Source organism: Corynebacterium sp. NPDC104732 (assembly GCF_055583565.1).
Genome location: NZ_JBVJNS010000003.1, coordinates 1 through 24,631 on the forward strand (window position 1 = coordinate 1; position 24,631 = coordinate 24,631).

The following is a 24,631-nucleotide window of genomic DNA, read 5'->3' on the forward strand; positions in this document are numbered from 1 at the left end:
CGGGGCATTTGGACGCCGTCGCGCGGCACTTTCAACGAGGTGTACCTGCCACCCGCTGCCTTACCGAAACGGATGAATTCCGTAGTGTGCATCTCGTAGTTAGTGAACAGGATGAATTTCTGCACCGTATCGATGGGCAGCCCCGTGTAGTGCTCGATACGTTTGCAGGCGATGTCAAAACGTTGCGCGGTGAAGTGGAACAGCGGCAGCTCCGGGCCATGGAATGCAGACCATTCGCCGTCGATAATGGCATCGTCGACAGCATCGAGCGAGGGACGAGGCAGGCACGAGGACGGGGAGCGCTCCACCTCGGGCGCGTCGTCAATGTATTCGGGTGGGATTTGTTCGTCGGATGGGCCGACGTAGATGCGACATGGGTAGTTGCTGGCAAGGCGCTCGAGCTGTTCCAGCAGGTAGGCGCGCATGAGTCGCGGGCGGGACAGGGTCGCCGCATAACGCCCAGGCTTATCGACGTACCCGAACGGCTCAGTCCTATCAATAGGACGCCACTCGGTTACCTCAATAACCAGTTTGGGGTACACCACCTGCTCGTACCCCTCAGCAGTATCGTGCTGGAGAAGTTCGATACCACGCGCGGTGGCCTGGTCATAGAGAGAAATGAGCCGGTCGACAGCCTCGTTCGGGGTGCGCATCTGTTCCATGGCGCCAGCCTAGCGCGGGTTACGTAGGGGCGTCGGATGGAAACATGCAAAAAGACCGGGCAGCTTACACCACCCGGTCTCCTTACCACTTACGAGTTCGTTGCCGGAACTATTACTGCTGGCGGCCTCGCTTAACTAGTGCCAAACCAACAAGTAGGATTACCGCACCAAAAGCAATGACTCCGCCTACCTGGGCACCGGTTTGAGCAAGTTGCTTGCCACTACGCGGCGCTTCCTTGCGGCCCGTTGGAGGCTGCGACATGCTTGTAGTTGGTTTTACCACCGTGCTCGAGTTACCACCACTACTAAGACCACGGTCGCTCGATCCAGAGGAGCTAGATCCTGGGACGATTGGAACAATAATCGGAATTCCTCCAGGTCGCGTGGTCGTTGTCGTTACAGTCACAGGTGGAACGGAACTAGTAGTCGTCTCCGTCGGGGTTGGGGTGACCGTCTCCGTCGGGGTTGGGGTGACCGTCTCCGTCGGGGTTGGGGTGACCGTCTCCGTCGGGGTTGGGGTGACCGTCTCCGTCGGAGTTGGGGGAACACTGTAGTGGTTCTTCAGCGTGGCGCTTGCGACTGTATCTTTACCACCAATCTTGGTGTTTACCGTCACCGTGGATTCATCTACTTCAAAGTTGTAACCATCAACCTTTGCCTTATCTGTGTTTTCTTCAAGGACACAGGTAGCCCCAGAGCGGATACCTTCGATTAGAGCTGGCTGGTTGGCAGATACCTGCACAGTGCCTTTCTTGGAGTAATTATCGAGATTGCACGTGTAGTTAACTTCGAAAAGCTTATCCTGCAGCGTTTTCACGTTGCTTCCGGTGATTTCCTTGTTCACCTTCAATGATGCAAGCCACGCAGAGTACTCATTGGTGACAGTGACCTTAGACGTGCCGTTGTCCACGATAGTTACCGAATCAAGTCCAGAAGTCTTGAGGTCTGCACCGTCGATGTTTGCATTTTGCTCAGTGAACGTACACACCGATCCCGCAGCGATATCAGTAACTGTGCCCGTTTCCCCTGCACCAATCGGTCCCACAGTCCCAGTCTTGGTTTCATTCAAAGCGTCATTTGTACAGGTGTAGTCGAAGGTGAATTTCTTTCCTGCGGCAACACCGTCTTTGTCGATGAGTTGTTTCTCAATGCTGAAAGATCCCGTTTGCTTGGTGTAGATGTTGTTCACCTCAACAACCTGGGTTGCGTCAGCACTGATAGTAACCGGCTTCAACGAATCGATGACCAGTGAGTATCCGGGTACAGCTGCGCTCTTGGAATCTTCAGTAACCGTACACTGTGCGCCTGCAGGAATATCCTTGATCTCAGTTGCTCCGGCACCAGAAATCGTAGCAGTGCCCGTTTTCACTTCAGCCCCATTTTTGGCGCATTCGTAGCTAAAGGAGTAGTCCTTAGCTGGTGCATCCGCGGGCAGCCCCTTGACGGTCTTCACGATCTTGAACCCACCCACCTCTGGTTTAGAGGTGTACGCATTCTTCACATCGATAATGACAGCCTCAGTGCCCTGTTCGCGCACATCGAACTTAACCGGAGCTTCGGCTTCTTTACCGTCGACGAGCCAAGTAGTGCTGAGGTTTTGTCCGGTTACAGAAGCATCTTGTTCTGAAATTTCACAGGTGTAACCCTTTTCCACGTCCGCAATGTGGAAATCCTCCCCTGTCTTCAGGTTTTTTGTGCCCTTTTTCTCAGGTTTAGTAGCGTGTGTGCATTTCCACTCAAAGTTGTACTGCTTATCAGGGTTAGATTCTAAGCCAGTGGCAATCTTACGGAGAGCAAAGCCTCCAAGCTTGCCTTCTCCCCAGCCACCAGCGGACGGAATGACCACTTCACCGGAGACGGTTTTTCCGTTCACATTGGCAGTGTTAACCACCTTGCTTCCAGGTTGTGGCAGCGTATCGGTAAAGGTAGTGATGGTGATTCGAGGTCCTGTTGATGGGTCGACACCATATGGGAACCGAACGCTAAGTTCTTTTTCAGTGCAGTTAATATCGTAGCCGTAACCGAAAGGAACTTCCTCGCTCGTAACATCCGTAAGATTGCTAGACCCGCTGGCAGTACGGCCCGCGCCGTCTACCACATAGTGGCGATCAGGAATAACACCTTCGGTGCGGACGGCATCAACTACTACCGGCGCATACCCATTGCTGTACTTACCGGAGCACGCAAACTTATATCCTTCAGGTGCCGTATCCGTGACGGTGAAATCATTTGTTCCACTGTCACTCGCAACCGCGATGTTCCACGTAACAAGGTGTGCGGTTTTGCCGTCTACTTGAATGGATTCTCCGTAGTAGTTTCCATTCTTAGAGTTGATATGGGTGACTCCTCCGGGGCCATCCGGCGGATACACACCCAGTAGGGCGCCACTACCGCACCCACTGAAGTTGAGTGATCCTGGCTGTTCGTTGCTACCAAATCCGTCTTTACTCAAACCTGGAGCATTGCGATCCCATTCGACAGTAAAATACGCCTGTCCCTTCACTGAGAAGTGAGTATCCACATAATCCGTTAGAGTGAAAACCACCTCTTTTTTGCCTGCTTCAATGTTGGCGGTAGCAACATGATTACCACCTTCATCTAGGAGACGAAGCTCACCAGTGCCTACTGTCACAAGCTCATTAGGCAACGTGATGGAGAAGGTATCGCCCTCTTTTGATGCACTAGAAACAGACCAATCAAACTGAGCCTCAGCTCTCGCACCTGAGTCGTTATAAACTCCGTTTGTCACCCCTGGACTACCAGTCCTCCAGGTTAAATTGCTGTATTCTCCACCACAGGTTTGCCCATGTGCCACACTAGGGAACCACACCAGCAATGAGAAGATAAGACCGATCGTTGCAAGAATCGCAAAGACGCCCCCCCCCCTCAATTTTTGCGACCTTAAACGCGCAAGGGTCATTACATTTCCAATCTTTCAGTTATCTTCGTCGCCCAAAGCGAGCGAGTGCAAAAGTCAAACCGCCCCATTGTTCCAGATCCACCAACAAAAGCTGAGCGTTGCCAATAGATCATTAAGGTACAGTTATTATCTTTTATAGCTTACGGACTAGTAGGTAACAACCATGTCGCCACTTAGATACCCCCTAAATTATACGACAGACACCCCTAAAGTGATCTAATTCACATTCCATAATATGTTGCATCACCTTAAACGTGGCATTCATCACGCCTGACAAAACCGAAGTGGAAATCTAGCTCCAGCAATGCCCCTAGCACTACGGCAGCAAGCATTAGCAAAAATGGGACATGATTCACTCGAGGGTGCCAATTGTTCCCAAATCGAGTCCGGAAAGCTACTGTAAATACTGATTCATTTTCGCCATTAAAACTATTGCAAGGATCTTCTTGCAATTCCCGGACCGTAGGATATTCTTACTAGCATGCACACCAGTAACATCAGCCACTCACGTAACATGTGGGCGCGCATTATTGTCGCGGCCATTACCACTCTCGCGCTTGCGCTCGCGTTGGCCCCTACCGCGCAGGCCGATAACCGTGGGTGGCTCCGACCGGGCTGTTCGTGGGCTCCGCAAGGTAACTTCATCCAGGCCTGCGAAGTGTGGTCTGCGTCCAACGGTCGCAACATGCTGGTGTTCATTCAGGCGGCGAGCGCTGGTGGCAACGGTGGCCTCTACCTGCTCGACGGCGCACAGGTTGGCGAGCGCGATTCCAACTGGGCCTCCCACTCCACTACCCCAGCGGACTATGTGAATGAGAATGTCACTCTGGTCATGCCTGCCGGTGGTGCTGGTCAGTTCTATTCCGACTGGGCTGCGCCGGCCACGAGCAGCCTCAGCTCCGAGCCGCAGCGCCCGATGTGGGAGACGTTCCTCGCCTACGAACTTCCCGGCTACCTACAGCAGCACTTCGGCGTATCTCCGCAGCGTAACGCAATCGCAGGTGTATCCATGGGCGCGATCCCGGCGCTGACGTTGGCGGCGCATCACCCCGATCAGTTCCGTCAAGCGCATGCGATTTCCGGCTTCATCGACCCAGCGATGGCGACCCACGTGGGCATGATCGCAGGCTTTAGTGTGGCCATGCTCATCAACTCGGGCGCGTTCATTTGGGATTGGTGGAGCTGGAACCCGGTGGAGGCGAGCGCACGCGCCTTGCACGCTGACCCAGTGGCCAACGCTGCACGGCTTCGCGACGGCGGTGTCGACGTTCACGTGTGGTCCGGCAATTCCTTGCCTGGCGCCGGCGAGACCTACCCTGGCCCTCTGGGAGCAAATGCCATCGCTATTCACGGCGAGACGTTGATCAATATGTCCACCGAATCCTTCACAAACAAAGTCCGTAACCAGGGCCTTCATGTAAACCGCCACTTCGGTGCTGGCTTGCACACCTGGCAGCCGTGGGGTCGCTACATGAATGACCACAAGGGCGACGTGCTCTGGGCAGTAGGCTAATTCCGACTATTTGCAACCCCCGACTTTCGGGGGTTTTATGCTTTGTTCGTTACTTAGATCTTTTGCTTTCTCACTCTCCATTTCGATATATAATAATACTTACCGTTTGTTGTAATTAAGTAGGTTCATATGCCTTTCTCGCAAGCTTCTTCTACCTCTTTAGAGTTTGGCGTATCGTTCTTCCGTTCGCCCAGTTTCTCCGCACCGCCCGTCGGCGCCCTACGCGATAATCTCATCGAACAAGCGGTCCTTGCCGATCAGCTTGGCCTTGATGTTTTTGGTTTCAGCGAGGACTTCGCTGTGGACATGTTGGGGATGGACCTCGCCGATTTGCTACATCAGCTTGCCGGGGCCACTAGCGACATCACACTTGCTGCTTCCATTAGCGACATCGAACGCACTGACTTGAACACTCGTAACGCGCAACGAAACGACCTACAGCAGATCACCGGTAACCGCATCGAGGTGGTGATCAACCGTGACCAGGAACGCGCCACCGTAGAATCTACAAAGACCAAGTTCAATCACCACCTGGCGGCCTGGAACGACTTCACTGGTAGCAGTCCACACCACGCCACGTGGATCGAGGTTGCGGGTCGCTCTGACGCTATCCTCCAGGCAGCCCAGTACAATTGCCCACTACTTCTCCGGGTAAACAGTGGTAGTCCCCTCGATTGGAAACCCTTTGTGGACATGTATCACGCAGCGATCTCCCGTTTTGGGCAGGAAAGTTTGCCCCTCGGTTTACTTGTCCCGGGGTTTGTCGCTAACACAGAACAGGAGCTTGACTCACAGCCGTTTGGACCGATCGACCATGACGCTGGTTTCTTCGGATCTTCAGCATCTGTTGCCGAAAAGATCGCCACGGTAGTTGAGCACCTTGGGCTCAGCCGCATTATTTTGCGCTACAACTGTGGTTCATACAATCACGAATCCGCCATGGAATGCCTCCGGCTCCTCGCTACGGAAGTGGTACCACAGGTGCGGGAAACTTTGGCGGCAAGATAACCCAGGGACGGTGCCATAATTTGCCCCATGTTAGGTAGGGGGTGACCACAAAACCCCAGTTCACGTTGCGCAGATTTTCCTAACATGGGGCAAATTCTGGATAATCTCTACTGGATGCAACCATTCGAGAGGGTTCAGCAGTCTAACTAAGTATGAACCCTTTACCTAAAACCAAAGCCCAAATCCTGCACCAAGGCGTCACTCCCACCGAGTTTCGCTGGAATTACGTCCGAGTGACCCGTGGGGTATATCTACCGGAAACCGACTTTCCACCTGGTGGCCCCTCAGAACTGCCCCTTTTGACGAGGGCATACGCCTCACAGATTCGTTTCCCCAGCTCAGTTTTAGGTGGTTGGGCAGCCGCCACATTACTTGGAATCAATTACTTCCAGCACAATGCCCCTGTTCACCTGCATGTGAGGTCGAAATCACTCACATGTGATCCTGCTCTAAAGCAACGGGCATGCCACTTGGAATTAGGAATCAAAGTCTGGCGCCAACATCGTCCACGAGCGCGCTTTCTTCAAGCGGATCGTGCGTTACTAGATTGCCTCATCGATATTCGACAAGGGCGCCACCAATGGTGGACCCCACACGTCCCAGCTATGACGCCTCAAGAAGTGATGTCTGTGCAGGTAATAAATGCTTTTCGTAAGGTGACTCAGGTGAGTCTGAGTGAAATGCTGGCCATCTCATTTGGTAGGTTCCCCCGCTCGCTCCTACAACAACTGTGGTCATTGAGCTGCGATAGATCTGATTCTCCCGCGGAAACCGTGTCCCGACTAATGATTCGGGGTCTTGCCAATTGGACCCCGCAAAACGAGTTCCTGGACGAAAAGGGTTGGCGATTCACCAAAGCAGATTTTGCTAGTGAACGGCACAAAGTTGCAGTGTTCTATGACGGCGAGCATCACAACACTCCAAAACAAATCGCACACGATAAACGGGTTGACCAGCTTCTAGCGCTCCAGGGTTGGCTGTCATTCCGAATAACTAAGGAACAACTCAGAGATCCGAACGCGTTGACCGCTCGTTTGGAACGGATTCTTGCCCACCGCTCATAATCTGCCCCACGTTAGACAACCTGCTACAGTAAAACGCCAGGTCGCGCTCTGCCCGGTTTTCCTAACATGGGGCAAATTCGCCACAAACCCTGAAGCTACCCCGCGTACAACGCAAACCTGCGGAAGGGTCGCCAGATGGTCCATCCGGTGAGGAAGAGGTAGCCGGCGTCGCGGGCGAGAGTTTTGACGTAATCCATGGTTTGTGCGTCGCTAATGCCGTCTACGTTGAAGCAGCCACAGTCGATGGCGAGGCCCCGGGCCCATGCTTGGGCAATGCCGATCATGAAGAGCACGAGCACCACGGAGGAGACTTTGGCGGCGCTGCGCAGGAACAAGCCCAGCAGCAGGAAGACGCCACCGGCAATCTCGAGTGGTCCGATCAATTGGGCGAGGTACCCTGACCATTCCGGGGTGAAGATTTGGTAGGCAGTGATGGCCTGTGTCATCTCCATGTGTTTGCCGAGCTTCGCGGTCCCGGCATGAATCCACACATACGCCATATAGAATCGCGCGATGGCGGAGATGACGTCCAAGAGTTTATGCATAGCGGAAAGTATATTGCAGTCATGTCTACAACTTCGCGCTGCGCGGTAAATCCCCAGCGTATCCGGGGCAAACTACCAGGACTCAAGACACGGAAATAGCCACTACCCGGCTCAACCGTTCCCTCAGCTCATCCAGGGTATTCGCCGGCTGTTCGAAGGCGATGAATGCCGAGATGAGCCCGCATCGTGAGGTGTGGAACAAGGTGATGCCAAATTCGGAGACATCCACCACGTGGGTGGCATCCCAGCGACTGACTCTGCCGTTTAGTTCACTGATAAGAGCGCTGCTGCGGTGCAGGGTTTCGGAGCAGGCGGCGTCGATAAGTCCGCGCAGTTGCTGCTCCGTGAATTCCCCGACTACTTCGCGCGCCCCCAGCGTATCTATGCATACTTCCGGCAGGTCAAGCGCCTGCGGGACGAGGTCGACCACGTCGAAGGCGGTGGGGCGCGCGCATTGGTGCATGTACACGCGGTCCAGGTGAACATGGCCCATGCGGAACGGGCCGACGAACTCCATCCATTCGATCTCGCCGATGCCGTGCATGCTGGCGGAAATTACATCGACGGCGTACTCGGGGGCCTTGAGGATGGCGTCGATGCGCACATCCATGTCCTCGAAGTAAAGGACTTCGTTGGCAAGGCAGCTGACCACGAGGTTTCCGCGCACGTCGAGGCCATGTGCCGTGATGTCTATTTTCAGTCCGGGGTCAACGTGGTAGGGCGTCATGGACATGACGCCCGCTCCGGCGAGTATGCGGCAGGCCTGGCTCCGAATGGCTTTGTTCATGACACTCCTCAAACAATCAGGTAAGGCTAACCTAATTTCCTAAGGAGGGGTGTGTCAACCTAAGGGCCGAAAAGTTCGAAGCTCTCCCCCAGCTCGAAATAGGTCGCCGGGCCACCACCACGGGCAACCGGCCGGGCATTTTCCGTGTTAAACAACCCCTCCTCCAGCAGCTCATCATCAATGTGTACGCCGACGACCTCACCGAGCACCAACCAGGTATCCAGCTCCGCCTGATCCGCGGTCGTCAAACGCAGCACCTGCGACAACCGACACTCGAACGCAGCCCGCGCCCTATCCACCAGCGGAGCCGCCACGATCCTGCCCCGACGCTTATCCAAACCTGCCAGCTCAAATTCATCCACCTCCGCCGGCACGCGTGCCGACGACTGGTTCATCGCATCCACCAACGATTCATCCACCAAGTTCCACGTAAACTCGCCGGTGGCCTCAATATTGCGGATGGAGTCCTTGTAACCAATCGTGGAAAACCCAATGATCGGCGGGCGCCGGTTAAACACATTGAAAAAGGAATACGGCGCCAGGTTCGCTACGCCATCACCGTCCTGGGACCCGATCCACCCGATCGGCCGGGGCGCAATGATCGCATTCACCGGAGAATAGGGCAGCCCAATATCTTTCGTTGGCTCGTAAAAATACATAACTCATAGTGTGCCATGCACCACACTAAAGTGGGTAAGCTCGCCCTATGCAACCACTTATTCACACCACCGTCATCAACCTCGCCGTCAACCTCCCCGGCCCCTGGGCTGCAGCCCGACTCTCCCAGCTCGGTGCCCACGTCACCAGTATCGAACCACCAGGAGGCGACCCGTTTCGGCAAATCGCCCCAGAATGGTTCGCCGAGCTCTCCAGCCACTACGATCTGCTCACCCTGGACCTGAAAACAGCCGACGGCGTCGCTAAGCTGGGCGAACTCTTAGCAAGCGCGGACGTCCTCATCACCTCCCACCGCCCCTCTGCCCTCACCCGCATGGGGCTGGACACCATCGACCTCTCCCACCTGTGCCACGTGGACATCGTCGGCGACGTGGACGACCCGGAACACCCCGGCCATGACCTCACCTACCAAGCCGAAGCCGGCACCCTCACCCCACCGCACATGCCAAAAGTACTGCTCGGAGACCTCATGGGCGCCGAACAGGCCGTCTCCGCTGCGCTCGCCATGCTGCTCGAAAAGGCCCGCACCGGTCGCGGCTCGCACACCCGCATCGGACTAAAACAAGCCGCCCTCGACGCCGCCACCCCGCTGCGCTACGGCGTCACTGCCCCCGGAGGCCTCCTCAACGGTGGCGTGGACAACTACGGCCTCTACCAGGCGAAAGATGGGTGGGTGGCCGTCGCTGCCCTCGAACCGCACTTCGCCAGCCGGATGGAAGGCCGCCTGGGCTGGCTATCGAGCGCCACCGTCACCGAAATTCTCGACTGGGCCCGAAAGGAGGACGTACCAATCTCCGAGGTGACCTAACCCGATGCTGGTCACCGCCACCCCGAGGCGTACCCTTTCCCTATGGAATTCGACCTTGCGATCATCGGCGGTGGCATTGCCGGCCTTTCCGCAGCTCTGCGTGCTGTGGAACTCGGACTGACCCCAGTGATCATCGACAAGTCCGGGCCGCGCTTCCCCGGCGCGGCTACCCACTTCGCCCAAGGTGGCCTGGCGGTCGTGGGGTTGCCCGACACTACCACCGACGATTCCGCCTCGCTCCACGCCGAGGACACCATCACAGCCGGGGCACACCATAACGATGTCATGCACACCCAGGACATCATCGCTGGTGGTGCGGATGCCGTGGAGTGGCTCATCCGGCACGGTGCCCAGTTTGACCAGGTCGATGGAGTGTTTAATCGAACGTTGGAAGGCGGGCATTCTCGACGACGCATCATTCACGCCAACGGCGATGCCACGGGCGCAGAAATCGAACGTGCCCTCATCACCGCGACAACCGCGCAGGTCATCACAGCACAGGCCCGCGCCATCACTCCCACCGGAGTGCTCACGGACCAAGGCCCCATTGAGGCGAGGAACGTGCTGGTTGCCACCGGTGGGTGCGGGCAATTGTTTGAGGCCACCACCGCACCGCCCGGCGCGCACGGCGAAGGCATGGCTCTGGCTAAGGACGCCGGTGCTGAACTGAAAGACATGGAGTTTATCCAGTTCCATCCAACTGTGCTTGACATCCCCGGATCCGGGCAAAAGCCCCTGCTCACGGAAGCGCTGCGGGGAGAGGGAGCCCACCTGGTGGATGCGCAAGGAAACCGGCTGACGGACAATGACTTGGCGTCGCGCGATGTGGTTGCTCGCGCGATCTACGGCCGGGAGGCCTTCCTGGATGCCCGCGATATCCGCAATGTGAAGGAACGGTTCCCCAATGTCACCCGAGGTGCGGCCACGATCGGTCTGGATCCAGCACGGGATCTACTACCTGTTCGGCCAGCGGCGCACTACACCTGTGGTGGGATCGCGACGGATTCGCACGGGCGCACCACAGTCCAAGGACTGTATGCAGCTGGCGAATGCGCCTGCACCGGGTTGCACGGGGCAAACCGGCTAGCATCGAATTCCCTGCTTGAGGGGCTTGTAGTAGGCAAGCGAGTTGCCGAGGACGTTCACCGCGGTGGGTTCAGCGGCACACCCCGTCAGAACACCACCGCCCGAGCGCAGCTTACCGACGCCCAATGGCGCCAACTGCGCAGCACCATGACCGCAGGCGTGGGGATTATCCGCACCCGCGAGGGCCTACTTAGCGCTCTGGACTCCCTAAGCCAGCTGCCGGATGCGGCGGCGGTGACCATTGCGAAGGAAATAGCGACGGCGGCGCTGCGTCGAGAAGCGACCCTTGGCTGCCACACTCGCAGCTAAGCGCTACCCTGGGGCGCATGGGTATTGCTGACATTGCGCGCGCGATTGAAAACACGATCAACAGCGTGGGTGGCAAACAAGCAGCAAAAGCCGGTTGGACACCGGAGTTAGAGAGCTACTTTGGCTACGGTGACGCCGATCGCATCCGCGTGCTCGCGCGGGTGCTGATGCGCAACCCGCGCCCGATCAAGGTTGCGGCGGAGCGAGGCTTTCGGCAGTTTTTCACCTTGCAGGTACCCGATCACCCCGTCACGATCCGCGCCGGCCGCCAGGTAGTGAAGGCCCGTACCAGCACCAACGGTTATATTGACGTGCCCATTCGCGACCACGGGCTCGCCCCGGGCTGGCAGCAGGTGCATATCGACGTCGAAGGTGGCCAATCAGTCGCCTGCGACGTCCTCGTCCTCCAACCCGGGGTGAAGTACGGGCTGGTATCCGACATTGATGACACCGTCATGGTGACCATGCTGCCCCGCGCCCTCATCGCCGCGTACAATTCCTGGTTCTTGCGCACCAATGCCCGCAAACCAGTCGACGGGATGGCCTCCTTCTACGAGGCGCTCCGGGAAAAGTTCGGGCCGGACCTCCCCGTGTTTTACCTCTCCACCGGCGCCTGGAACACCTTCCCTGCCCTGGTGAAATTCTTCGCCGACCACGGTTTCCCACGTGGCCCACTGCTGCTCACTGACTGGGGTCCCACCCCCACCGGCCTGTTCAGAAGCGGGCAAGAGCACAAGAAAGTGCAGCTGCGGAACCTCATCATTGATTTTCCTGACATCCACTGGATCCTCGTCGGCGATGACGGGCAGCATGACCCGCTCACCTACGGCAACCTTGTGGCAGAGCACCCCGATCGGATTACGCTCGTCGCGATCCGTCAGCTCACCCCAGGCGAACATGTCCTCGCCCACGGTTCCGCGACGCCCATCGAAAGCTCCACCGCTAGCTCCCCCGTGCCGTGGATCCAAGGGGCCAACGGACGCGAACTGATCCAGCAGCTAGGCGAATCCTAGAGCTTAGTCCAGTACTTCTTCGGTCACCACGGTGAAGTCGCCTGCTGCCCCACGCAACATGTCATTTAATGCGTAATCGAGGGAGTCAAAGGCGTCCTCACCGCCACTGACCGCCGCTACTTCGGTTCCCGTGAGGCGTTCCAGATACACCCCGCCGAAATCGATGCGGTCGTCCGAGGCTTCGTTTTCAGTCCGGAGTCGCTCCCAGGCGGCGTCGGTAAGCGCGGGTACGTGCACCACGATGCGATAGGCATGGTCTTGGGTGTGTCGTCGTTGCCACTTGTCAGATGGTTGCCACATGGTTGATAGCTTAAAAGATTTTTCCCCTCGCGGAGCGCGAGAATCAGGGTGAGGTCACTACACTTGTGCCATGGAAACAGTCATTATCGTAGGCACCGGCTTGGCCGGGCTGGTCGCTGGTTTTGAGGCTGCCAAGGGCGGGAAACATGTTGTTTTCCTGGATCAGGAAAACCGCGCCAACCTGGGCGGACAAGCATTTTGGTCACTGGGCGGACTGTTTTATGTGAGCTCCCCCGAACAAAAGCTCATGCGGGTGCATGACTCCGAGGAGCTCGCCTGGCGCGACTGGGAGAACTCCGCCCAGTACGACAATGCACCCCATGACCATTGGCCGCGCCAATGGGGCCGCGAGTACGTGCATTTCGCAGCCACAGAGAAACGCTCCTACCTGCGGGAACTGGGCCTAAACGTGCTGCCGACCATCGGCTGGGCAGAGCGTGGCTCCGGCGATGCCTCCGGCCACGGCAACTCCGTTCCCCGCTTCCACCTCACCTGGGGTACCGGCCCGGAGGTGGTGCGGGTGTTCCGAGAACCGCTGGAGAAAATGGAGCAGCAAGGCCGGGTGGAGTTCCATTTCCGCCACCGCGTTACCTCGCTGATCGTGGAAGAAGGCGCAGTGGTGGGCGTACGTGGCGACGTCCTGGTTCCCTGTGATGACCTGAACCGCGGCGCAGCTTCCCCCTCGGACGTGGTGAAAAAGTTTGAACTCCGTGGCGACGCCGTCGTCATTGCCACCGGTGGCATTGGTGGAAACCTGGAAAAGGTTCGCCAGATGTGGCCGTCTGATCGCTGGGGCCCCTGCCCTGAGGACGTGGTTACCGGGGTGCCGGCGCACGTGGATGGCCGGGGCATTGATGTTGCGGCCGCTGCTGGCGCGCGACTGATCAACACGGACCGCATGTGGCACTACCCGGAAGGCATGATCAACTGGGACCCGATCTGGCCTGGTCACGGCATTAGGATTATTCCGGGGCCGTCGTCGGTGTGGCTCGACGCCGAAGGCAAGCGCTTGCCGACGCACCTATTCCCCGGCTCCGATAACCTCGCGGCGCTTTCTCATATCGGCCGCACTGGTCATGGCTATTCTTGGTTCATCCTCAACCAGGCGATTGCCGATAAGGAATTTATCTTCTCCGGTTCGGAGCAGAATCCGGATCTGACGGATAAGTCCTTCCGAAAGCTGGCCGGGAAAGTCACGCCAGGGACGCACGTGGCGGTCAAAGCCTTCATGGATAACGGCGTGGACTGGGTGGTCGCTGATTCCTTGGAAGAGTTGGTGGCGGGGATGAATGAGCTTGCCCCTGTGCCGGTCTCGCTGTCGGATTTACGTAAAACGCTGGAAGATCGGGACTCCCAGCTCGCCAACCCCTTCTCCAAGGACATCCAAGTGAACTACATTCGCACCGCCCGCGGGTTCTTGGGCGATAAGATCGTGCGCTGCGCCCCACCAGGGCGAATCCTGGATCCGTCCCATGGCCCGCTCATCGCGGTGCGCCTGCAAGTACTTACCCGCAAGACGCTCGGTGGTATTGAAACTGACCTCTCCGGCAGGTGCTTCACCGCCTCCGGTGATGTGCTCCCTGGGCTTTACGCCTGTGGCGAAGCATCCGGATTCGGCGGAGGCGGCATGCACGGCAAGAACGCACTGGAAGGGACGTTCCTCGGCGGTTGTATTCACTCCGGCAAGCGAGTTGGTGAGGCGCTGGCACGCAGTTAGCGCTATCCGAAGGTGAGGGAATACAGCCTGGTACCTTCATCAGGGATCAGTTTGATGATCCCGTCGATGGGTGCTTGCTGGCGCAGCACATCAATGGTGCCGTCTTGGACGGGGAAGCTGCGCTGCGAACCATCCGGCAGCTGTGCGGTGATCTTCCCCGTCCCTGACACCACAGCCTGCACATGGGCCGCGTGCACAGCTACTTCCACCCAGGCCCCAGGACCGGGAACGATGTGGTCGTCGTTGATGGTCCACTGCCCATTGAGGGTATAAAAGCCCACGTCCGGGGTGACTGCCTGAAACTCCTGCGTGCCTTGGGAGTAGTTGGGATTGGTGTAGTAACGCGCCCGCTGATGCCCGAAGTATGTTTCCGGGTTACGGTGCTGCGTTAACTCAGTGACGCCGTGTTCTACCGGTTCCGGCAGTTGCACGTTCGGGTTAGCCTGGCGCAGCAGCTCGCGGATCAGCTGCTCGGTCTCCGCGTACGCGCCCTCCCCTTCGTGGATATGTCGTACATTGCCTTGGGCATCCACCAGATAGCGTGCTGGCCAGTAGCGGTTGTCAAAGTTCTTCCAGGTCACAAAGTCGTTATCCTGCGCGATTGGGTAATGGATCCCTTCTCGCTCGGCGGCAGCTTGCACGTTCGCGGTCTCGTGCTCGAACCCGTACTCCGGCGCGTGCACCCCCACTACTTGTAATCCGGCAGGGGCGTAGGCGTCGTAAAGCTTTGTGATGTGTTCCCCGGCGCGCTGGCAGTTGATGCAGGCGTACGCCCAGAAGTCCACCAACGTCACCTGCCCCTGCGTGAGCGTCACCGGTTCCGGGGTATTGAGCCAGTTCGTGATGCCTGCCAGTTCTGGGGCAGCGCCACAGTCGTGCAATGTGCCGGGGTCAGCTCCTCGGCAGGCGGCGAGAGACCCACCGCCGTGAGACAACGCGCCCTTAACCACGTCATTGCTGCCCAGCTGCTGCTGCACCCCTGCGGTCCAGTCCGGCACCGCACGCTGCAACTTCTCCGGCGCGTTCAACGCCAGAGCCACAGCAAACGCCACCAACAACACACCAATGGCACGGTAGTGGCGACGCACCGCATCGACCTTTTCACCGATCTTGCCCCCAGCCAGGGCAAACACCAGCAACGGCAGCGCGGTGCCAACGGCAAACGCTAATGTGAGCACAACGGTGGAAGGCCCAATGTCGCCCGTGGCACCAGCAACGCTAATCGCCGCCAGGATTGGCCCTGCGCATGGCACATACACCGCGCCCAACGCCAGGCCGAGGACAAAACCACCCTTTTCCTTCGCTCCGCTATGCACACCGGAGGGGCGCGGAATCAACGAAAACGGCGCCTCCAGCCACTGCCCCACCCGCGGCACGATCATCCCCACGCCGACCAACGCCAGCATGGTGATCCCCACCCAGCGCAGCACATCCTTTGGTAGCCCCAGCGCGTCCAACACCGCGGTGCCCAGCAGCGTGATTACCGCGAAACTTAACGTCAGTCCCCCAACCACATGCGTTGGCTTCCTGCCCACTGACGCCGTCAGAATAATCGGCAACACCGGCAAAATGCACGGCGAAATGCCCGTGACCAGGCCGCCAACCACACCAATTACTGCTAACTCAAACACGGCCAGTCCTTTCCAAATCACCTGATGTTCTTCTCACCCAGTAGTTCGACACCTCCGGTCAATCGGATTGGAGAAAAAATTTTCCATCCGATCCAATCTGATCAACACCACCCCTCCGAACTACTACATGACGCACAAGAACACGCTTGTGCCACGTACCGCGTAAGGAGAAAGTTATGTTTGCACGTACTACCGCCACCAAGCTCGGTTTGGTCGCAGCTTGCGCCACCCTGGCACTCGGTGCAGCAGCCTGCAACAACACCGATGACGCCAAGATGAGCCCGGAGCCTACCGGCATGATGACCTCCGAGAAGATGCAACCAATGGACTCGATGATGACCTCCGAGATGATGACTTCTGAAATGATGAAGCCATCCGAGGACGCCCTGATGTCCTCCGAGAGGATGATGCCGTCCGAAACTGCGATGATGAAGTAACCTTTTGCGCGCGCACGTTGTAAACTCTCTGGCTATGGATCTGGAAAGTGTGCTCCTTCAAGTCGCCCAGGGTGATGAGCACGCTTTCAGCCAGTTTTATGACGAGCTTGCGCCCCAGATTTTGGGTGTGGTGTACCAGGTGATTCAGGATCGCCCACAGGCTGAAGAGGTCACTCAGGAAGTGTTCATTGAGGTGTGGCGGACCGCCGCTTCATTTGATCCGGCCAAGTCCAGCGCCCGCTCCTGGGCGCTCAGGCTGGCGCGGTCCCGGGCCATCGACCGGCTCCGCTCCGACATTGCAGCTAAACGACGCGATACCGCCGATTACGTCAAGCAAGTTACCGTCTGGTCCCCCGCTGACGAAGAAGCCGTAGCGGAGCTGGAAGCACACCAGATTCGGAGCTTGGTCGATTCTATTGGAGAGCCACACCGCAGCGCAGTGCTGCTCGCATATTTCAGCGGAATGACTCACTCCGAAATAGCGCAAGCCACTGGTGTGCCGCTCGGCACCGCGAAAACACGCGTTCGTGATGGCCTCACTAAACTAAGAAATGCCCTGAGCAGCAACAAAGCCCTAGGAGGTGTGCGATGACCCGACCTGAGTTTCCGGAGGATATCGAAGACCTCCTCAATCGGGCCGCGCCGCCACTTAAACCAAGCGAATCGCTCAAGGCGGACATATTCGCGCAGATTCAGCAGACTCCGCAGATCCCGCAGGAGCCACAAGAGTCGGAAGCAGTGGGCGTCGTCAAGCCACTGCGAAGGCGCCTGGCTGCGCCACTACTGACCTTGGCTGCTGTTTCCGCGCTGCTGGTGGGGTCGCTTACGTGGCTGTCTACTGAAACGTCGTCACACCAGCAGATGGATAGCATCATGGCCGCCAGCGATGCGCGGCAATCCCAAGCGAATGCAATGGGTGCACAGCTTGACATTGTGGTGTCGCAGTCGATGGGCAAAGGCGGCGCGATGGTTGACGGTATCCCCGCCGTAGGCGACGGGATGGGTGCCCAGGTGTGGGCCGTCATGGCTGACGGCAGTATGGAATCGGCCGGTGTGATCGGCCCCGAACCCCACGACGATGTGTGGATGCCACTCCCCGGCGATACCATGAAGGTAATGGTTACGGAAGAGCCGATGGCCGGTAGCGCGCAGCCGTCCGGAGCGGTACTCGCCGAAGTGTCGCTGTAGTTGGGCTTCCACCCCCAGCGTCCTAAATATGCGACAACCCGCGTAAGATTGACTAATCTATGCAATCGTGATTACCAATATTCCTGAAATTAGTACCCTTACCTTTGTCGATCCTTTTCTGCTGACGGATCCGCTGCATATTCCCATGCTGAATAAAGCCCTCCCGTTTGCGGTGTGCACCTCCGCCGCCGACGAGGACTTGCCACGTCTCATGTCGGCGATTATTAACTTCCAGGCCTTAAGCCGTCCCGAATTTCAGCTGCGCACCCAGGACGCGGTACTGAGTGCGACAGCGGTGCCTTTTGATAAGCCCGCCGATATCTGGGAGCACATCAGCTTCGGCGAGCAGCCCACTGTGCAGCGCCGCGGAAAGCACTGGGAGGTGGCACTACCCTGCACGGTACACGGCCGCCAGCTGGCTATCACCTTGCTCGACGGCAACCGGGAACCGCTGGCGGTTTGCTAGGGGGTCAAAGTGCCCCTAGCACCCGGTTGACATGGTCAAAGGAGATGCGTTCCTGTTCGATCCGGAGCGCACTAGTAGCGGAGCGTTCCCGCAAAAACTCCAGCGTCTCGACCTCCGCCGGGGTAAGGTGTTGTGGTTGGAAGCGCTTCGGTGTTGGTTCCTCCACAGCCATCAGTTCATGTATCCGCGCTGTGTGTAAATCCATCAGTACGGATCGGGTGTGCGGTAGCTTACGACGCACAAGGTCCAAGATGTAGAAACCGTGGGTGTCGATGTCGCCCCAGTAGAGTATCTCCTTGTCGGCTAGCCCAGGTAGTTGCGCTGCGATGGAGTGCGCTTGCAAGCCACCTCCATAAATGGCTACGGCCCCGGCAATCGGAGGAAGCGCCAGAAAAGTCATGTAGTTCTCTACAAAAACTACGCGCTGGCCTGACAGGACACCAAGGTTTTGCGGTTCGCAGCTGAGGTGGGACAGGCCATGAATTGTAAGGCTGTCATCGAGGCTGCGCAGCTGAATCATTACGGGTTTTTCCCGAAAAAGTAACTCTCCTACGACGGCAGTCACTACCGTGCGATTCCTATCAATCCATTTGGAATCCACCCCGAGGATTGGCAGTTCCCGAATGTAGTATTCGCGGGAGTCGTGACTACGGAACCACCGGATAACGTCGATGAATTGCTCCACGGTGGCATCTTTCCACCCTTGCCAAGCGCTGAGTTTTTCGACCAGCGGTGCGCGTACGCTCACGCCAAGCTCGGCCGTGAATCTGTCCATCAGTTCGTTAATCCGTTGCCAATGCTGCGACTTCCCGGCGACCGCAGCAGCTGTTTCCGGACTGTCGAGAACAACACGCATTGGCAGGTCATAGGTTCCTAAGTAGCCCAGTTTGCGCTGCTCCCGGTGCACCGGAATCGTGCTTGTGGACCATTGTTTCAACCAGGTTTTGGTGGATTGGCCGTCGTCAAGCTCGGCTGCCCGACCGCTCGGCGGTTGCAGGCTGATCGTCAGAGGCGCAAATTCGCCACCCAACCAGGCGCGATGGTTGCGCTCATAAAATGTGGCAGCACGCGTGACGACGTCCCTAGGAGCCTTCATCAGCTGCCTCCTCAATTGCTAACGCGCTGGTGCGAGAACGCTTACGATCCGGACATTCGACCATGAGGACACCGCCAATGTAGTCCTGCACGGTCTGCAGAAGTTTCTCGGGCGTAGCCAGGATCATATGGAAGCCGAAGCGCCCGAAGGCTTCCATCGCGGCGCGGGTAAATTCAGCATCTGCACGGTCGAAGGCTTCATCGAGGATGATCGTGCCATACTTCGGATACACCGCATCCCCAGCAACCACGGTAGATTTCTTCGCTTGAGTTGCGGTGAGCCCCATTCCGGTAAGCCGATACCGCAGAGCTGCTGCCAGGCAGAACGAGGACAATTTCTGGGCCTGACCGCCGGAGAGCCCCTCCGCAGAGTCATAGACTGCACCCCGGCTACCATCTGAGGCATACTCAACACCCAGGAACTTGACGTGCTCGCGGGTATCCAGCCGCAGTCGGCGCTCCCGGGCAGTGGTGCGATCAGATGGTTGCACGGCTTCAATGACGGCTTTGAGCTTATGGAACCGACGTTCGCTTTCTTCCCGATCCGGGTCGGTGAGGCTGCCGGCCAAGGCCTCGTCAAGCAGTGTCACGAATTCTCGAGCGATTGCCGGTTGAGCATCACGCACCTCAATCTGCAAGTGAGTCCCCGGATAGAAATCCACCGCTGCCAAAGAATCATTGATCAGCTGAATGGAGGTCCGCGTCTTAGAAGCGGCTTCCCTAATCAGACGACGCAATCTACCCAAGTGCTTGTTGGTTTGTTCCTGAAGCATCTCCCGGAACCGTTCTTCAAAGCGGGGCAGATCGTCAGATTCCAGACGCTCCAATTCAGCGAGGAAGTCTGCTTGCCAGGCGATCTCAGCGGTAAGATCACCACCGCGCTGGGGCCATTTATCCAGGTAACGCTGCATGGCAGTGACCATGACACCCTCTTGGCGCGTTGCGCGCTGATGCAACGCGGCTAGTTCATTGCTGAGCTTATTGAGCACAGTGTCATGCAGCCGATCAATGTTATCTGCTCGGATTGACCGGTCGATTGCTTCGCAACGCTGCTTCAGGCGCTCTGCTACTTCTTGATTGAGCTCAGGGGCTTCAGCGAGCCAGGCGCTAGCATTGGCGAGCTGCTTTTCGGCTTGCTCGATTTTCGACAGCAGCTGCCCCATTGTTTGGTCGTGCTTTCTCAACTGCTGTTGCGCTTCCGAAATAGCTGATTCGTTTTTCGCTTGTTGCTTTTTCAGTGCAGTGAGCGTTTGGTTGCCATCGGTGAGTTCATCAACAACCCGCTGGGCGTTATCCAACGCAGCCTGTGCTGCAGTTACATCGATGCCCGCGAAATCTGTAGTTTCCAGCAGTCGCTTCACCGTGGCAGTTCGGTTGCTGGCTTTATCCAAGGCGGTACGGATGCGGGTTGCTTCTTGCTCTTTAACGGAGATGCTTCGCTTCACAACCGAAATGATGCGCTGAAGTTCCTCGATCTTATCGTCCACATTTCCAGAAAGCACCCACCGCGAGCGATCATCAATCCGGAAACGATCATCTTTCACATGTTCCGTGGGGGAATGCTTCACCTGGCCATGGACGGTCACTGCGCGACGTGCCTCACGCATTTGGTCGAGAGTTTCGCAACATACGTAGTCAAACTGTTTCGACAGTTGCGCTTGAATCCAATCGTGGTACTTCCCGGGTTGCACGTCGATTTTTGTCGCCAGCGATTGAGCGGTAAAAGGGGACGGCTTGCTGTGTTCCAGCTGGTTGTTGAAGCGGATGTACTGGAGCTTCGCTCCCAGATGCGTCCCTTCAACCGCAGCTGACACTTGTTCATAGTGTTCTTCGGGGACGAGCAGCTTGCGGGCAAAACCGCCCATGACCCGCTCTGCTACTGCCTGCCAGCGCAGGTGATCTGGGCTAATCTTGATCAGATCGGCCACGAAGGGAAGCTCTTTTTCTCGGATGCCGGTGATCCGAGCGATCATCGCTCTGACGTCGAGCAGTTTCGAGTCCATGGTGGACTGGAACTTACGGATTGCCTCCAGTTCTGTTATTCGACTATCGCACTCGTTGTGCAGTTCTCGCAGGTCACCGTACACGGTTTGCAGCTTGCTGCGGTTGTTTTCACTCTGGGTGGCAACGTCCTGGAGGTCATTTTCTAGCTGGAGTCTAAGGTTGGTGAATTCCTCAACTGTGCCCGGCATTGTAGCGGAAATGTCTGCCAAGCGTGTTGCAAAGTCGTTTTCTGCCTGATTGATGATGCGCAGTTGATCGGCAGCTTTGTCACGTTCTGCAGTTGCTGCGACAAGCCCGGAGCTTTCTTCTCCATGGATCAACGCAGAAAGTCGATCACGTTCCGTCTGCAGCGCAGCGATGTTGTTGTCCAGGGATGAGTGCAGTGCCTCTGTCGCGGTGAGTTCAGATTGGCATTGTTCCAATTCTGCCTGGGCAAATGATTGTTTCTGCTGGTACACGAAGGCCGGCAGCCCTGCTTTTTCGGCTTCTCTTTCCGCAGTCTGGGCGGTGAGCTGTTCTCGTTCTTGGGCGGCGGTTCGGATGGGGGTTAACTGATCGATCTGCTCGCGGGCGGTAACGACGGTGGCGTAGGCCGTTTGGAGTTCAGTGAAGTTTTCTACCGCCTGATGCGCAATGCTGAAAGTTTCTGGCTCAGGCAGCATGAAGTTGCGCATCAAATAGTTCAGGTCACCGAGGGTTTTTGCTGATTGGGTGCGGTGTAATAGTTCAAGGGCTCCTTCATCAGCAATGCCTAACTGACGGCGCAGCGCACTGACGAACTGAGGGTGGGTGCGTTGTACTGCTAGGGCTTCCGGAAACTCTTTCTTCGCCGTGGTGATATTGAGCCCATCTACTGCGAGTTGCTCAAATTCCGGGATCTCGGCTTCCCGTGGCAGCAACAGAAACAGATTGACGATGTCTTGGTTAGCGTGCACCTTCGTGGAAAGGTACATGAGCCGACAGGCACTGACGGTGTTTCCGGCACCGTCAGTGTAGCGCAGCATCACTCCAGACCAGGTGGCCCCGGGCCGCAGGTAGGAGCGGGTGAGTTCGTCTGCTTCTTCCGAGTGCTCCCGGCGCCAAGCTCCCCGGCAATAGGTGACTAGGTCTCGTCCGGAACTGCCTCCGGAGTCTGCAGCGGCGTTAAATTTGAGCTTGGCCGGCGGTACGAGGATGGTGGATACTGCGTCGATGAGCGTGGATTTTCCGGAGCCGGAAGGGCCGGTGATGAGATACCCGGCGCGCGCGACCTTTACATTGTGCAATCCGTCGAAGGTGCCCCAGTTGTGTACTTGAATAGTGTCGAGGCGGTACTGGCCAGTGATCATGTGTGTTCCTCCAGGAGCTTTTCGAAGGATTTTGTGACGGTGGCGGTCTCTTCTGCGGAGAAGATGATGCGCAGTACTGGGGATACTTCGAATCGTCCTTCGGTAGGGGTTTTGATCACGATGGAGTTATTTTTCATTTTGTTCCATGCGGCATCGAATTTTTTTCGTCGTGAGCTGTGGTCGGTGCCTCCGGCAGCTTGGTACGGCAGGGTCGCTTCGAAGACTTCTGTTTCATCAACGATGGTGCGTTCGTTCGGGTTGGTGGTCACCAGTTCACGGCGTAGGTGCAGGATGAGGACGGTATCCATGAAGGTCAGGGACATGGTGCGCAGCAGTGCTCGTTGTTCGGCGACGTTTTCATCCCACGCTTTGACGTAGGCGACTCCGGCGTTGTCATCAACGATGAGCGTGAGGAAGAGGTTGTCGAGTTGTTCGCCGAGCACCTCACGGGAGGCGGACACTGTTTGGAAAACTTCGGGTTTGTTCAGGTGGGAGATGTAAGGGCCGCGGATGAGTTCAGCGAGGGCGCGTCGTTGAGCTCCGGTGAGTGTGCCGGTGTCTGTCTCGTGAAGTTTGTTGTCCATCTATCCGCGTCCTATCGGGGCCGTAAATTCATATGTTGCGTATCGTGCCTGGAGCTTCTTTCCGGTAGGGCTCTCCCAGGTGAGCAGCTCGGTTCCGTCTGCACGTTTGCCGTGTTGGTGGGCGAGTTTTATCAGCCCCACGATGCTGGCGAGGCCCTGGGTGGCGGGGTGTAATGTGAGCACGTCGCTTATCGACGCCCTTCCGTCTTTCTCAATCGCATGGTCGATCGCTTCGGTGAGTTCCGCCCAGTCTATTTCTGATTCTCGGATCCGCTGTCGCATGGCCGCCAGGTCAATCTCACCAGGCTCGTTAAGGTGTATTTCGCTGTCAATACGGTAGTCCATTGGGTTGTGTAGCACCCAGGTGGATAGGGAGCGGGGTTGCCTGGTAGTCAGTTCCAGTTCGATGCCCGTGGGGCGCCGTGCCTCCACTCCCTGTTGGGCGAGTTTCAAGGCTAGCTGTTGCGCCTGGTTAATGGCCTTTGTCAGTGCCTGTTGCGATTCAGCTTCCCGAGACTGGACAAAACGACGCAAGGAGCGCGATAGCCCTGTCATGGAATCGTGTACCTGACCGGAAGACGTATCGAGGGTGTCCATGAGCCCACGCAGCTCGGCACGTTCGGTCACGCTGAGCTTTTCAACAAAACCACGGGACATCACGGTTTCCAAAGTGGCATCAAACTGTGCCGATTGTTCCTGGTCAAGGAATACCTCGTAAAACCCGTTGAAGGCTTTACCTGCCTCAGAATCGGTGATGAGGTCCACGCCCCGGAATACGTTATCCAGTACCTCACCTGCGCCCAGTTTCTCCTCCACGATCGATTCGCGTAGTTTTCGATCGACCGCCTCAATGTCACTTCTAACGCGAGAAAAATCGGTGGGCAAATCACTGACCAAGGTTAGTATCTCACGGGCGCGCTCTACGGCTTCCTCATCAGTGATGACCTCTGCCCCGGTCATTCTGATTTGATCTATCCGTTCTTGCAGCTTATCGCGCTGCTGCTCCAGCCGTCGGATAGCTGTCGCTTCGTCTGGGTCCGTATCGGCAGCCAACTCAAGCAGGTTCGATTGGAGCGTTCCTAGGCGGGAACGGGTCACGCTGCGTTGTGGATTGAGGAGTTGTTGCACGTATTCGATAGCTACGTGCGCATCGGTAGATAATTCGTAAAACTCATCGCGGGTGCCTTGTGGACTGCGACGAACCAAATATCCCGCTTTCACCCAGTCATTGACGTAGGCGGTGGCCGATTTCGGCAGCTCCAAGCTTGTTTGCTCTCGGATATCAATGAGCATTGGCTCCACGGCCAGGATCAGTTCAGTGCCAGTAACCTGCCTATTATCACCCTTAAATATCGCACTGAGAATAGCAACGATGGCGGGCGCAGTTGTGGCTCGCAGCATCGCCCATGCCGGGGAGTCGTCGGCTAGGCGCAGCATAGTGACAGCGTCCGCAATCGGAGTCATGCGATTCATGCACTTAAATCTAGC

The 24,631-nt window shown here is 57.3% G+C and carries 21 protein-coding genes and 1 pseudogene; 11 read left to right on the forward strand and 11 right to left on the reverse strand.

All coding sequences use genetic code 11. The annotated features are described in order from the left end of the window. A pseudogene (locus ACZ6ZO_RS03045) lies at nt 1-662 on the reverse strand (AMP nucleosidase); the annotation flags it as partial. Between the two features lie 112 nt (nt 663-774). Continuing rightward, complete coding sequence (locus ACZ6ZO_RS03050) at nt 775-3,582, reverse strand: DUF5979 domain-containing protein (RefSeq protein ID WP_465290459.1); 2,808 nt, start codon at nt 3,580-3,582, stop codon at nt 775-777. A 481-nt stretch (nt 3,583-4,063) separates the two neighbouring features. Between ACZ6ZO_RS03050 and ACZ6ZO_RS03055 the strand changes: the two genes are divergently transcribed. The 3 genes from ACZ6ZO_RS03055 (at nt 4,064) to ACZ6ZO_RS03065 (ending at nt 7,167) form a co-directional block, all read left to right on the forward strand. Next, a complete protein-coding gene (locus ACZ6ZO_RS03055) occupies nt 4,064-5,095 on the forward strand; it encodes an alpha/beta hydrolase (protein ID WP_465290461.1) in 1,032 nt (343 codons plus the stop codon). 129 nt (nt 5,096-5,224) lie between these two features. After that, nucleotides 5,225-6,103 carry a hypothetical protein gene (locus tag ACZ6ZO_RS03060; protein WP_465290463.1) on the forward strand — a complete coding sequence of 293 codons (879 nt, stop codon included), beginning with the start codon at nt 5,225-5,227 and terminating at the stop codon, nt 6,101-6,103. A 785-nt stretch (nt 6,104-6,888) separates the two neighbouring features. Beyond that, on the forward strand, nt 6,889-7,167 hold the full coding sequence (locus tag ACZ6ZO_RS03065) for a DUF559 domain-containing protein (RefSeq protein WP_465290742.1): 279 nt from the start codon (nt 6,889-6,891) through the stop codon (nt 7,165-7,167). 95 nt (nt 7,168-7,262) lie between these two features. On the opposite strand, the gene ACZ6ZO_RS03070 is transcribed toward ACZ6ZO_RS03065, so the two are convergent. The 3 genes from ACZ6ZO_RS03070 to ACZ6ZO_RS03080 form a co-directional block, all read right to left on the reverse strand. Continuing rightward, nucleotides 7,263-7,712 (reverse strand): MauE/DoxX family redox-associated membrane protein, encoded by a 450-nt coding sequence (locus ACZ6ZO_RS03070; RefSeq protein WP_182385153.1) that lies wholly within the window; start codon nt 7,710-7,712, stop codon nt 7,263-7,265. Nucleotides 7,713-7,794: 82 nt separating this feature from the next. After that, a complete protein-coding gene (locus ACZ6ZO_RS03075) occupies nt 7,795-8,499 on the reverse strand; it encodes a hypothetical protein (protein WP_182385152.1) in 705 nt (234 codons plus the stop codon). 59 nt (nt 8,500-8,558) lie between these two features. Next, nucleotides 8,559-9,158 (reverse strand): flavin reductase family protein, encoded by a 600-nt coding sequence (locus ACZ6ZO_RS03080; RefSeq protein ID WP_182385151.1) that lies wholly within the window; start codon nt 9,156-9,158, stop codon nt 8,559-8,561. A gap of 47 nt (nt 9,159-9,205) precedes the next feature. On the opposite strand from ACZ6ZO_RS03080, the gene ACZ6ZO_RS03085 reads away from it, so the two are divergent. The 3 genes from ACZ6ZO_RS03085 to ACZ6ZO_RS03095 are packed head-to-tail and all read left to right on the forward strand — an operon-like array spanning nt 9,206 to nt 12,393. Then, entirely contained in the window at nt 9,206-9,985 is a 780-nt protein-coding gene (locus ACZ6ZO_RS03085) for a CoA transferase (RefSeq protein WP_465290466.1), read from the forward strand. Between the two features lie 42 nt (nt 9,986-10,027). Further along, nucleotides 10,028-11,380 carry an L-aspartate oxidase gene (locus ACZ6ZO_RS03090; RefSeq protein ID WP_465290468.1) on the forward strand — a complete coding sequence of 451 codons (1,353 nt, stop codon included), beginning with the start codon at nt 10,028-10,030 and terminating at the stop codon, nt 11,378-11,380. Between the two features lie 17 nt (nt 11,381-11,397). Further along, entirely contained in the window at nt 11,398-12,393 is a 996-nt protein-coding gene (locus ACZ6ZO_RS03095; RefSeq protein WP_465290470.1) for an App1 family protein, read from the forward strand. A gap of 3 nt (nt 12,394-12,396) precedes the next feature. Here ACZ6ZO_RS03095 and ACZ6ZO_RS03100 read toward each other — a convergent pair whose 3' ends face one another. After that, nucleotides 12,397-12,693 carry a hypothetical protein gene (locus tag ACZ6ZO_RS03100; protein ID WP_465290472.1) on the reverse strand — a complete coding sequence of 99 codons (297 nt, stop codon included), beginning with the start codon at nt 12,691-12,693 and terminating at the stop codon, nt 12,397-12,399. A gap of 70 nt (nt 12,694-12,763) precedes the next feature. Here ACZ6ZO_RS03100 and ACZ6ZO_RS03105 point away from each other — a divergent pair, with 70 nt between their 5' ends. Then, entirely contained in the window at nt 12,764-14,410 is a 1,647-nt protein-coding gene (locus ACZ6ZO_RS03105) for an FAD-binding dehydrogenase (RefSeq protein WP_465290474.1), read from the forward strand. A gap of 2 nt (nt 14,411-14,412) precedes the next feature. On the opposite strand, the gene ACZ6ZO_RS03110 is transcribed toward ACZ6ZO_RS03105, so the two are convergent. Further along, nucleotides 14,413-16,041: a cytochrome c biogenesis protein CcdA gene (locus ACZ6ZO_RS03110; protein ID WP_465290476.1), complete on the reverse strand. Its 1,629-nt coding sequence runs from the start codon at nt 16,039-16,041 to the stop codon at nt 14,413-14,415. A 176-nt stretch (nt 16,042-16,217) separates the two neighbouring features. Between ACZ6ZO_RS03110 and ACZ6ZO_RS03115 the strand changes: the two genes are divergently transcribed. From ACZ6ZO_RS03115 to ACZ6ZO_RS03130, 4 genes are all read left to right on the forward strand, one after another. After that, nucleotides 16,218-16,478, forward strand: coding sequence for a hypothetical protein (locus ACZ6ZO_RS03115; RefSeq protein WP_465290478.1), 261 nt, complete (start codon nt 16,218-16,220; stop codon nt 16,476-16,478). A gap of 34 nt (nt 16,479-16,512) precedes the next feature. Then, on the forward strand, nt 16,513-17,070 hold the full coding sequence (locus ACZ6ZO_RS03120) for a sigma-70 family RNA polymerase sigma factor (protein WP_465290480.1): 558 nt from the start codon (nt 16,513-16,515) through the stop codon (nt 17,068-17,070). Next, nucleotides 17,067-17,666, forward strand: coding sequence for an anti-sigma factor (locus tag ACZ6ZO_RS03125; protein WP_182385142.1), 600 nt, complete (start codon nt 17,067-17,069; stop codon nt 17,664-17,666). The genes ACZ6ZO_RS03120 and ACZ6ZO_RS03125 overlap by 4 nt, the downstream gene beginning before the upstream one ends. 67 nt (nt 17,667-17,733) lie before the next feature. Beyond that, nucleotides 17,734-18,132: a hypothetical protein gene (locus ACZ6ZO_RS03130; RefSeq protein WP_465290482.1), complete on the forward strand. Its 399-nt coding sequence runs from the start codon at nt 17,734-17,736 to the stop codon at nt 18,130-18,132. Nucleotides 18,133-18,136: 4 nt separating this feature from the next. On the opposite strand, the gene ACZ6ZO_RS03135 is transcribed toward ACZ6ZO_RS03130, so the two are convergent. Genes ACZ6ZO_RS03135 through ACZ6ZO_RS03150 form a run of 4 tightly spaced genes read right to left on the reverse strand, consistent with a single transcriptional unit; the run spans nt 18,137 to nt 24,616 of the window. Next, the gene (locus ACZ6ZO_RS03135; RefSeq protein ID WP_465290484.1) at nt 18,137-19,228 is read right to left on the reverse strand and encodes a Wadjet anti-phage system protein JetD domain-containing protein; all 1,092 of its coding nucleotides are present in this window, start codon (nt 19,226-19,228) and stop codon (nt 18,137-18,139) included. Then, nucleotides 19,215-22,559: an ATP-binding protein gene (locus ACZ6ZO_RS03140; protein WP_465290486.1), complete on the reverse strand. Its 3,345-nt coding sequence runs from the start codon at nt 22,557-22,559 to the stop codon at nt 19,215-19,217. The genes ACZ6ZO_RS03135 and ACZ6ZO_RS03140 overlap by 14 nt, the downstream gene beginning before the upstream one ends. Beyond that, entirely contained in the window at nt 22,556-23,143 is a 588-nt protein-coding gene (locus ACZ6ZO_RS03145) for a DUF4194 domain-containing protein (protein WP_465290488.1), read from the reverse strand. Before ACZ6ZO_RS03145 ends, ACZ6ZO_RS03140 begins: the two co-directional genes overlap by 4 nt. Continuing rightward, nucleotides 23,144-24,616, reverse strand: a complete 1,473-nt coding sequence (locus ACZ6ZO_RS03150) for a DUF3375 domain-containing protein (protein ID WP_465290490.1) — start codon at nt 24,614-24,616, stop codon at nt 23,144-23,146. Between the last annotated feature and the right edge of the window lie 15 nt (nt 24,617-24,631).

What these genes read in the sequence shown, in the direction of transcription:
- ACZ6ZO_RS03075 (WP_182385152.1), bottom strand. Translation starts at nt 8,499, where the DNA reads ATGAACAAAGCCATTCGGAGCCAGGCCTGCCGCATACTCGCCGGAGCG.
- ACZ6ZO_RS03145 (WP_465290488.1), bottom strand. Translation starts at nt 23,143, where the DNA reads ATGGACAACAAACTTCACGAGACAGACACCGGCACACTCACCGGAGCT.
- ACZ6ZO_RS03115 (WP_465290478.1), top strand. Translation starts at nt 16,218, where the DNA reads ATGTTTGCACGTACTACCGCCACCAAGCTCGGTTTGGTCGCAGCTTGC.
- ACZ6ZO_RS03050 (WP_465290459.1), bottom strand. Translation starts at nt 3,582, where the DNA reads ATGACCCTTGCGCGTTTAAGGTCGCAAAAATTGAGGGGGGGGGGCGTC.
- ACZ6ZO_RS03080 (WP_182385151.1), bottom strand. Translation starts at nt 9,158, where the DNA reads ATGTATTTTTACGAGCCAACGAAAGATATTGGGCTGCCCTATTCTCCG.
- ACZ6ZO_RS03095 (WP_465290470.1), top strand. Translation starts at nt 11,398, where the DNA reads ATGGGTATTGCTGACATTGCGCGCGCGATTGAAAACACGATCAACAGC.
- ACZ6ZO_RS03085 (WP_465290466.1), top strand. Translation starts at nt 9,206, where the DNA reads ATGCAACCACTTATTCACACCACCGTCATCAACCTCGCCGTCAACCTC.
- ACZ6ZO_RS03090 (WP_465290468.1), top strand. Translation starts at nt 10,028, where the DNA reads ATGGAATTCGACCTTGCGATCATCGGCGGTGGCATTGCCGGCCTTTCC.
- ACZ6ZO_RS03125 (WP_182385142.1), top strand. Translation starts at nt 17,067, where the DNA reads ATGACCCGACCTGAGTTTCCGGAGGATATCGAAGACCTCCTCAATCGG.
- ACZ6ZO_RS03065 (WP_465290742.1), top strand. Translation starts at nt 6,889, where the DNA reads ATGATTCGGGGTCTTGCCAATTGGACCCCGCAAAACGAGTTCCTGGAC.
- ACZ6ZO_RS03055 (WP_465290461.1), top strand. Translation starts at nt 4,064, where the DNA reads ATGCACACCAGTAACATCAGCCACTCACGTAACATGTGGGCGCGCATT.
- ACZ6ZO_RS03105 (WP_465290474.1), top strand. Translation starts at nt 12,764, where the DNA reads ATGGAAACAGTCATTATCGTAGGCACCGGCTTGGCCGGGCTGGTCGCT.
- ACZ6ZO_RS03070 (WP_182385153.1), bottom strand. Translation starts at nt 7,712, where the DNA reads ATGCATAAACTCTTGGACGTCATCTCCGCCATCGCGCGATTCTATATG.
- ACZ6ZO_RS03150 (WP_465290490.1), bottom strand. Translation starts at nt 24,616, where the DNA reads ATGAATCGCATGACTCCGATTGCGGACGCTGTCACTATGCTGCGCCTA.
- ACZ6ZO_RS03140 (WP_465290486.1), bottom strand. Translation starts at nt 22,559, where the DNA reads ATGATCACTGGCCAGTACCGCCTCGACACTATTCAAGTACACAACTGG.
- ACZ6ZO_RS03135 (WP_465290484.1), bottom strand. Translation starts at nt 19,228, where the DNA reads ATGAAGGCTCCTAGGGACGTCGTCACGCGTGCTGCCACATTTTATGAG.
- ACZ6ZO_RS03060 (WP_465290463.1), top strand. Translation starts at nt 5,225, where the DNA reads ATGCCTTTCTCGCAAGCTTCTTCTACCTCTTTAGAGTTTGGCGTATCG.
- ACZ6ZO_RS03100 (WP_465290472.1), bottom strand. Translation starts at nt 12,693, where the DNA reads ATGTGGCAACCATCTGACAAGTGGCAACGACGACACACCCAAGACCAT.
- ACZ6ZO_RS03120 (WP_465290480.1), top strand. Translation starts at nt 16,513, where the DNA reads ATGGATCTGGAAAGTGTGCTCCTTCAAGTCGCCCAGGGTGATGAGCAC.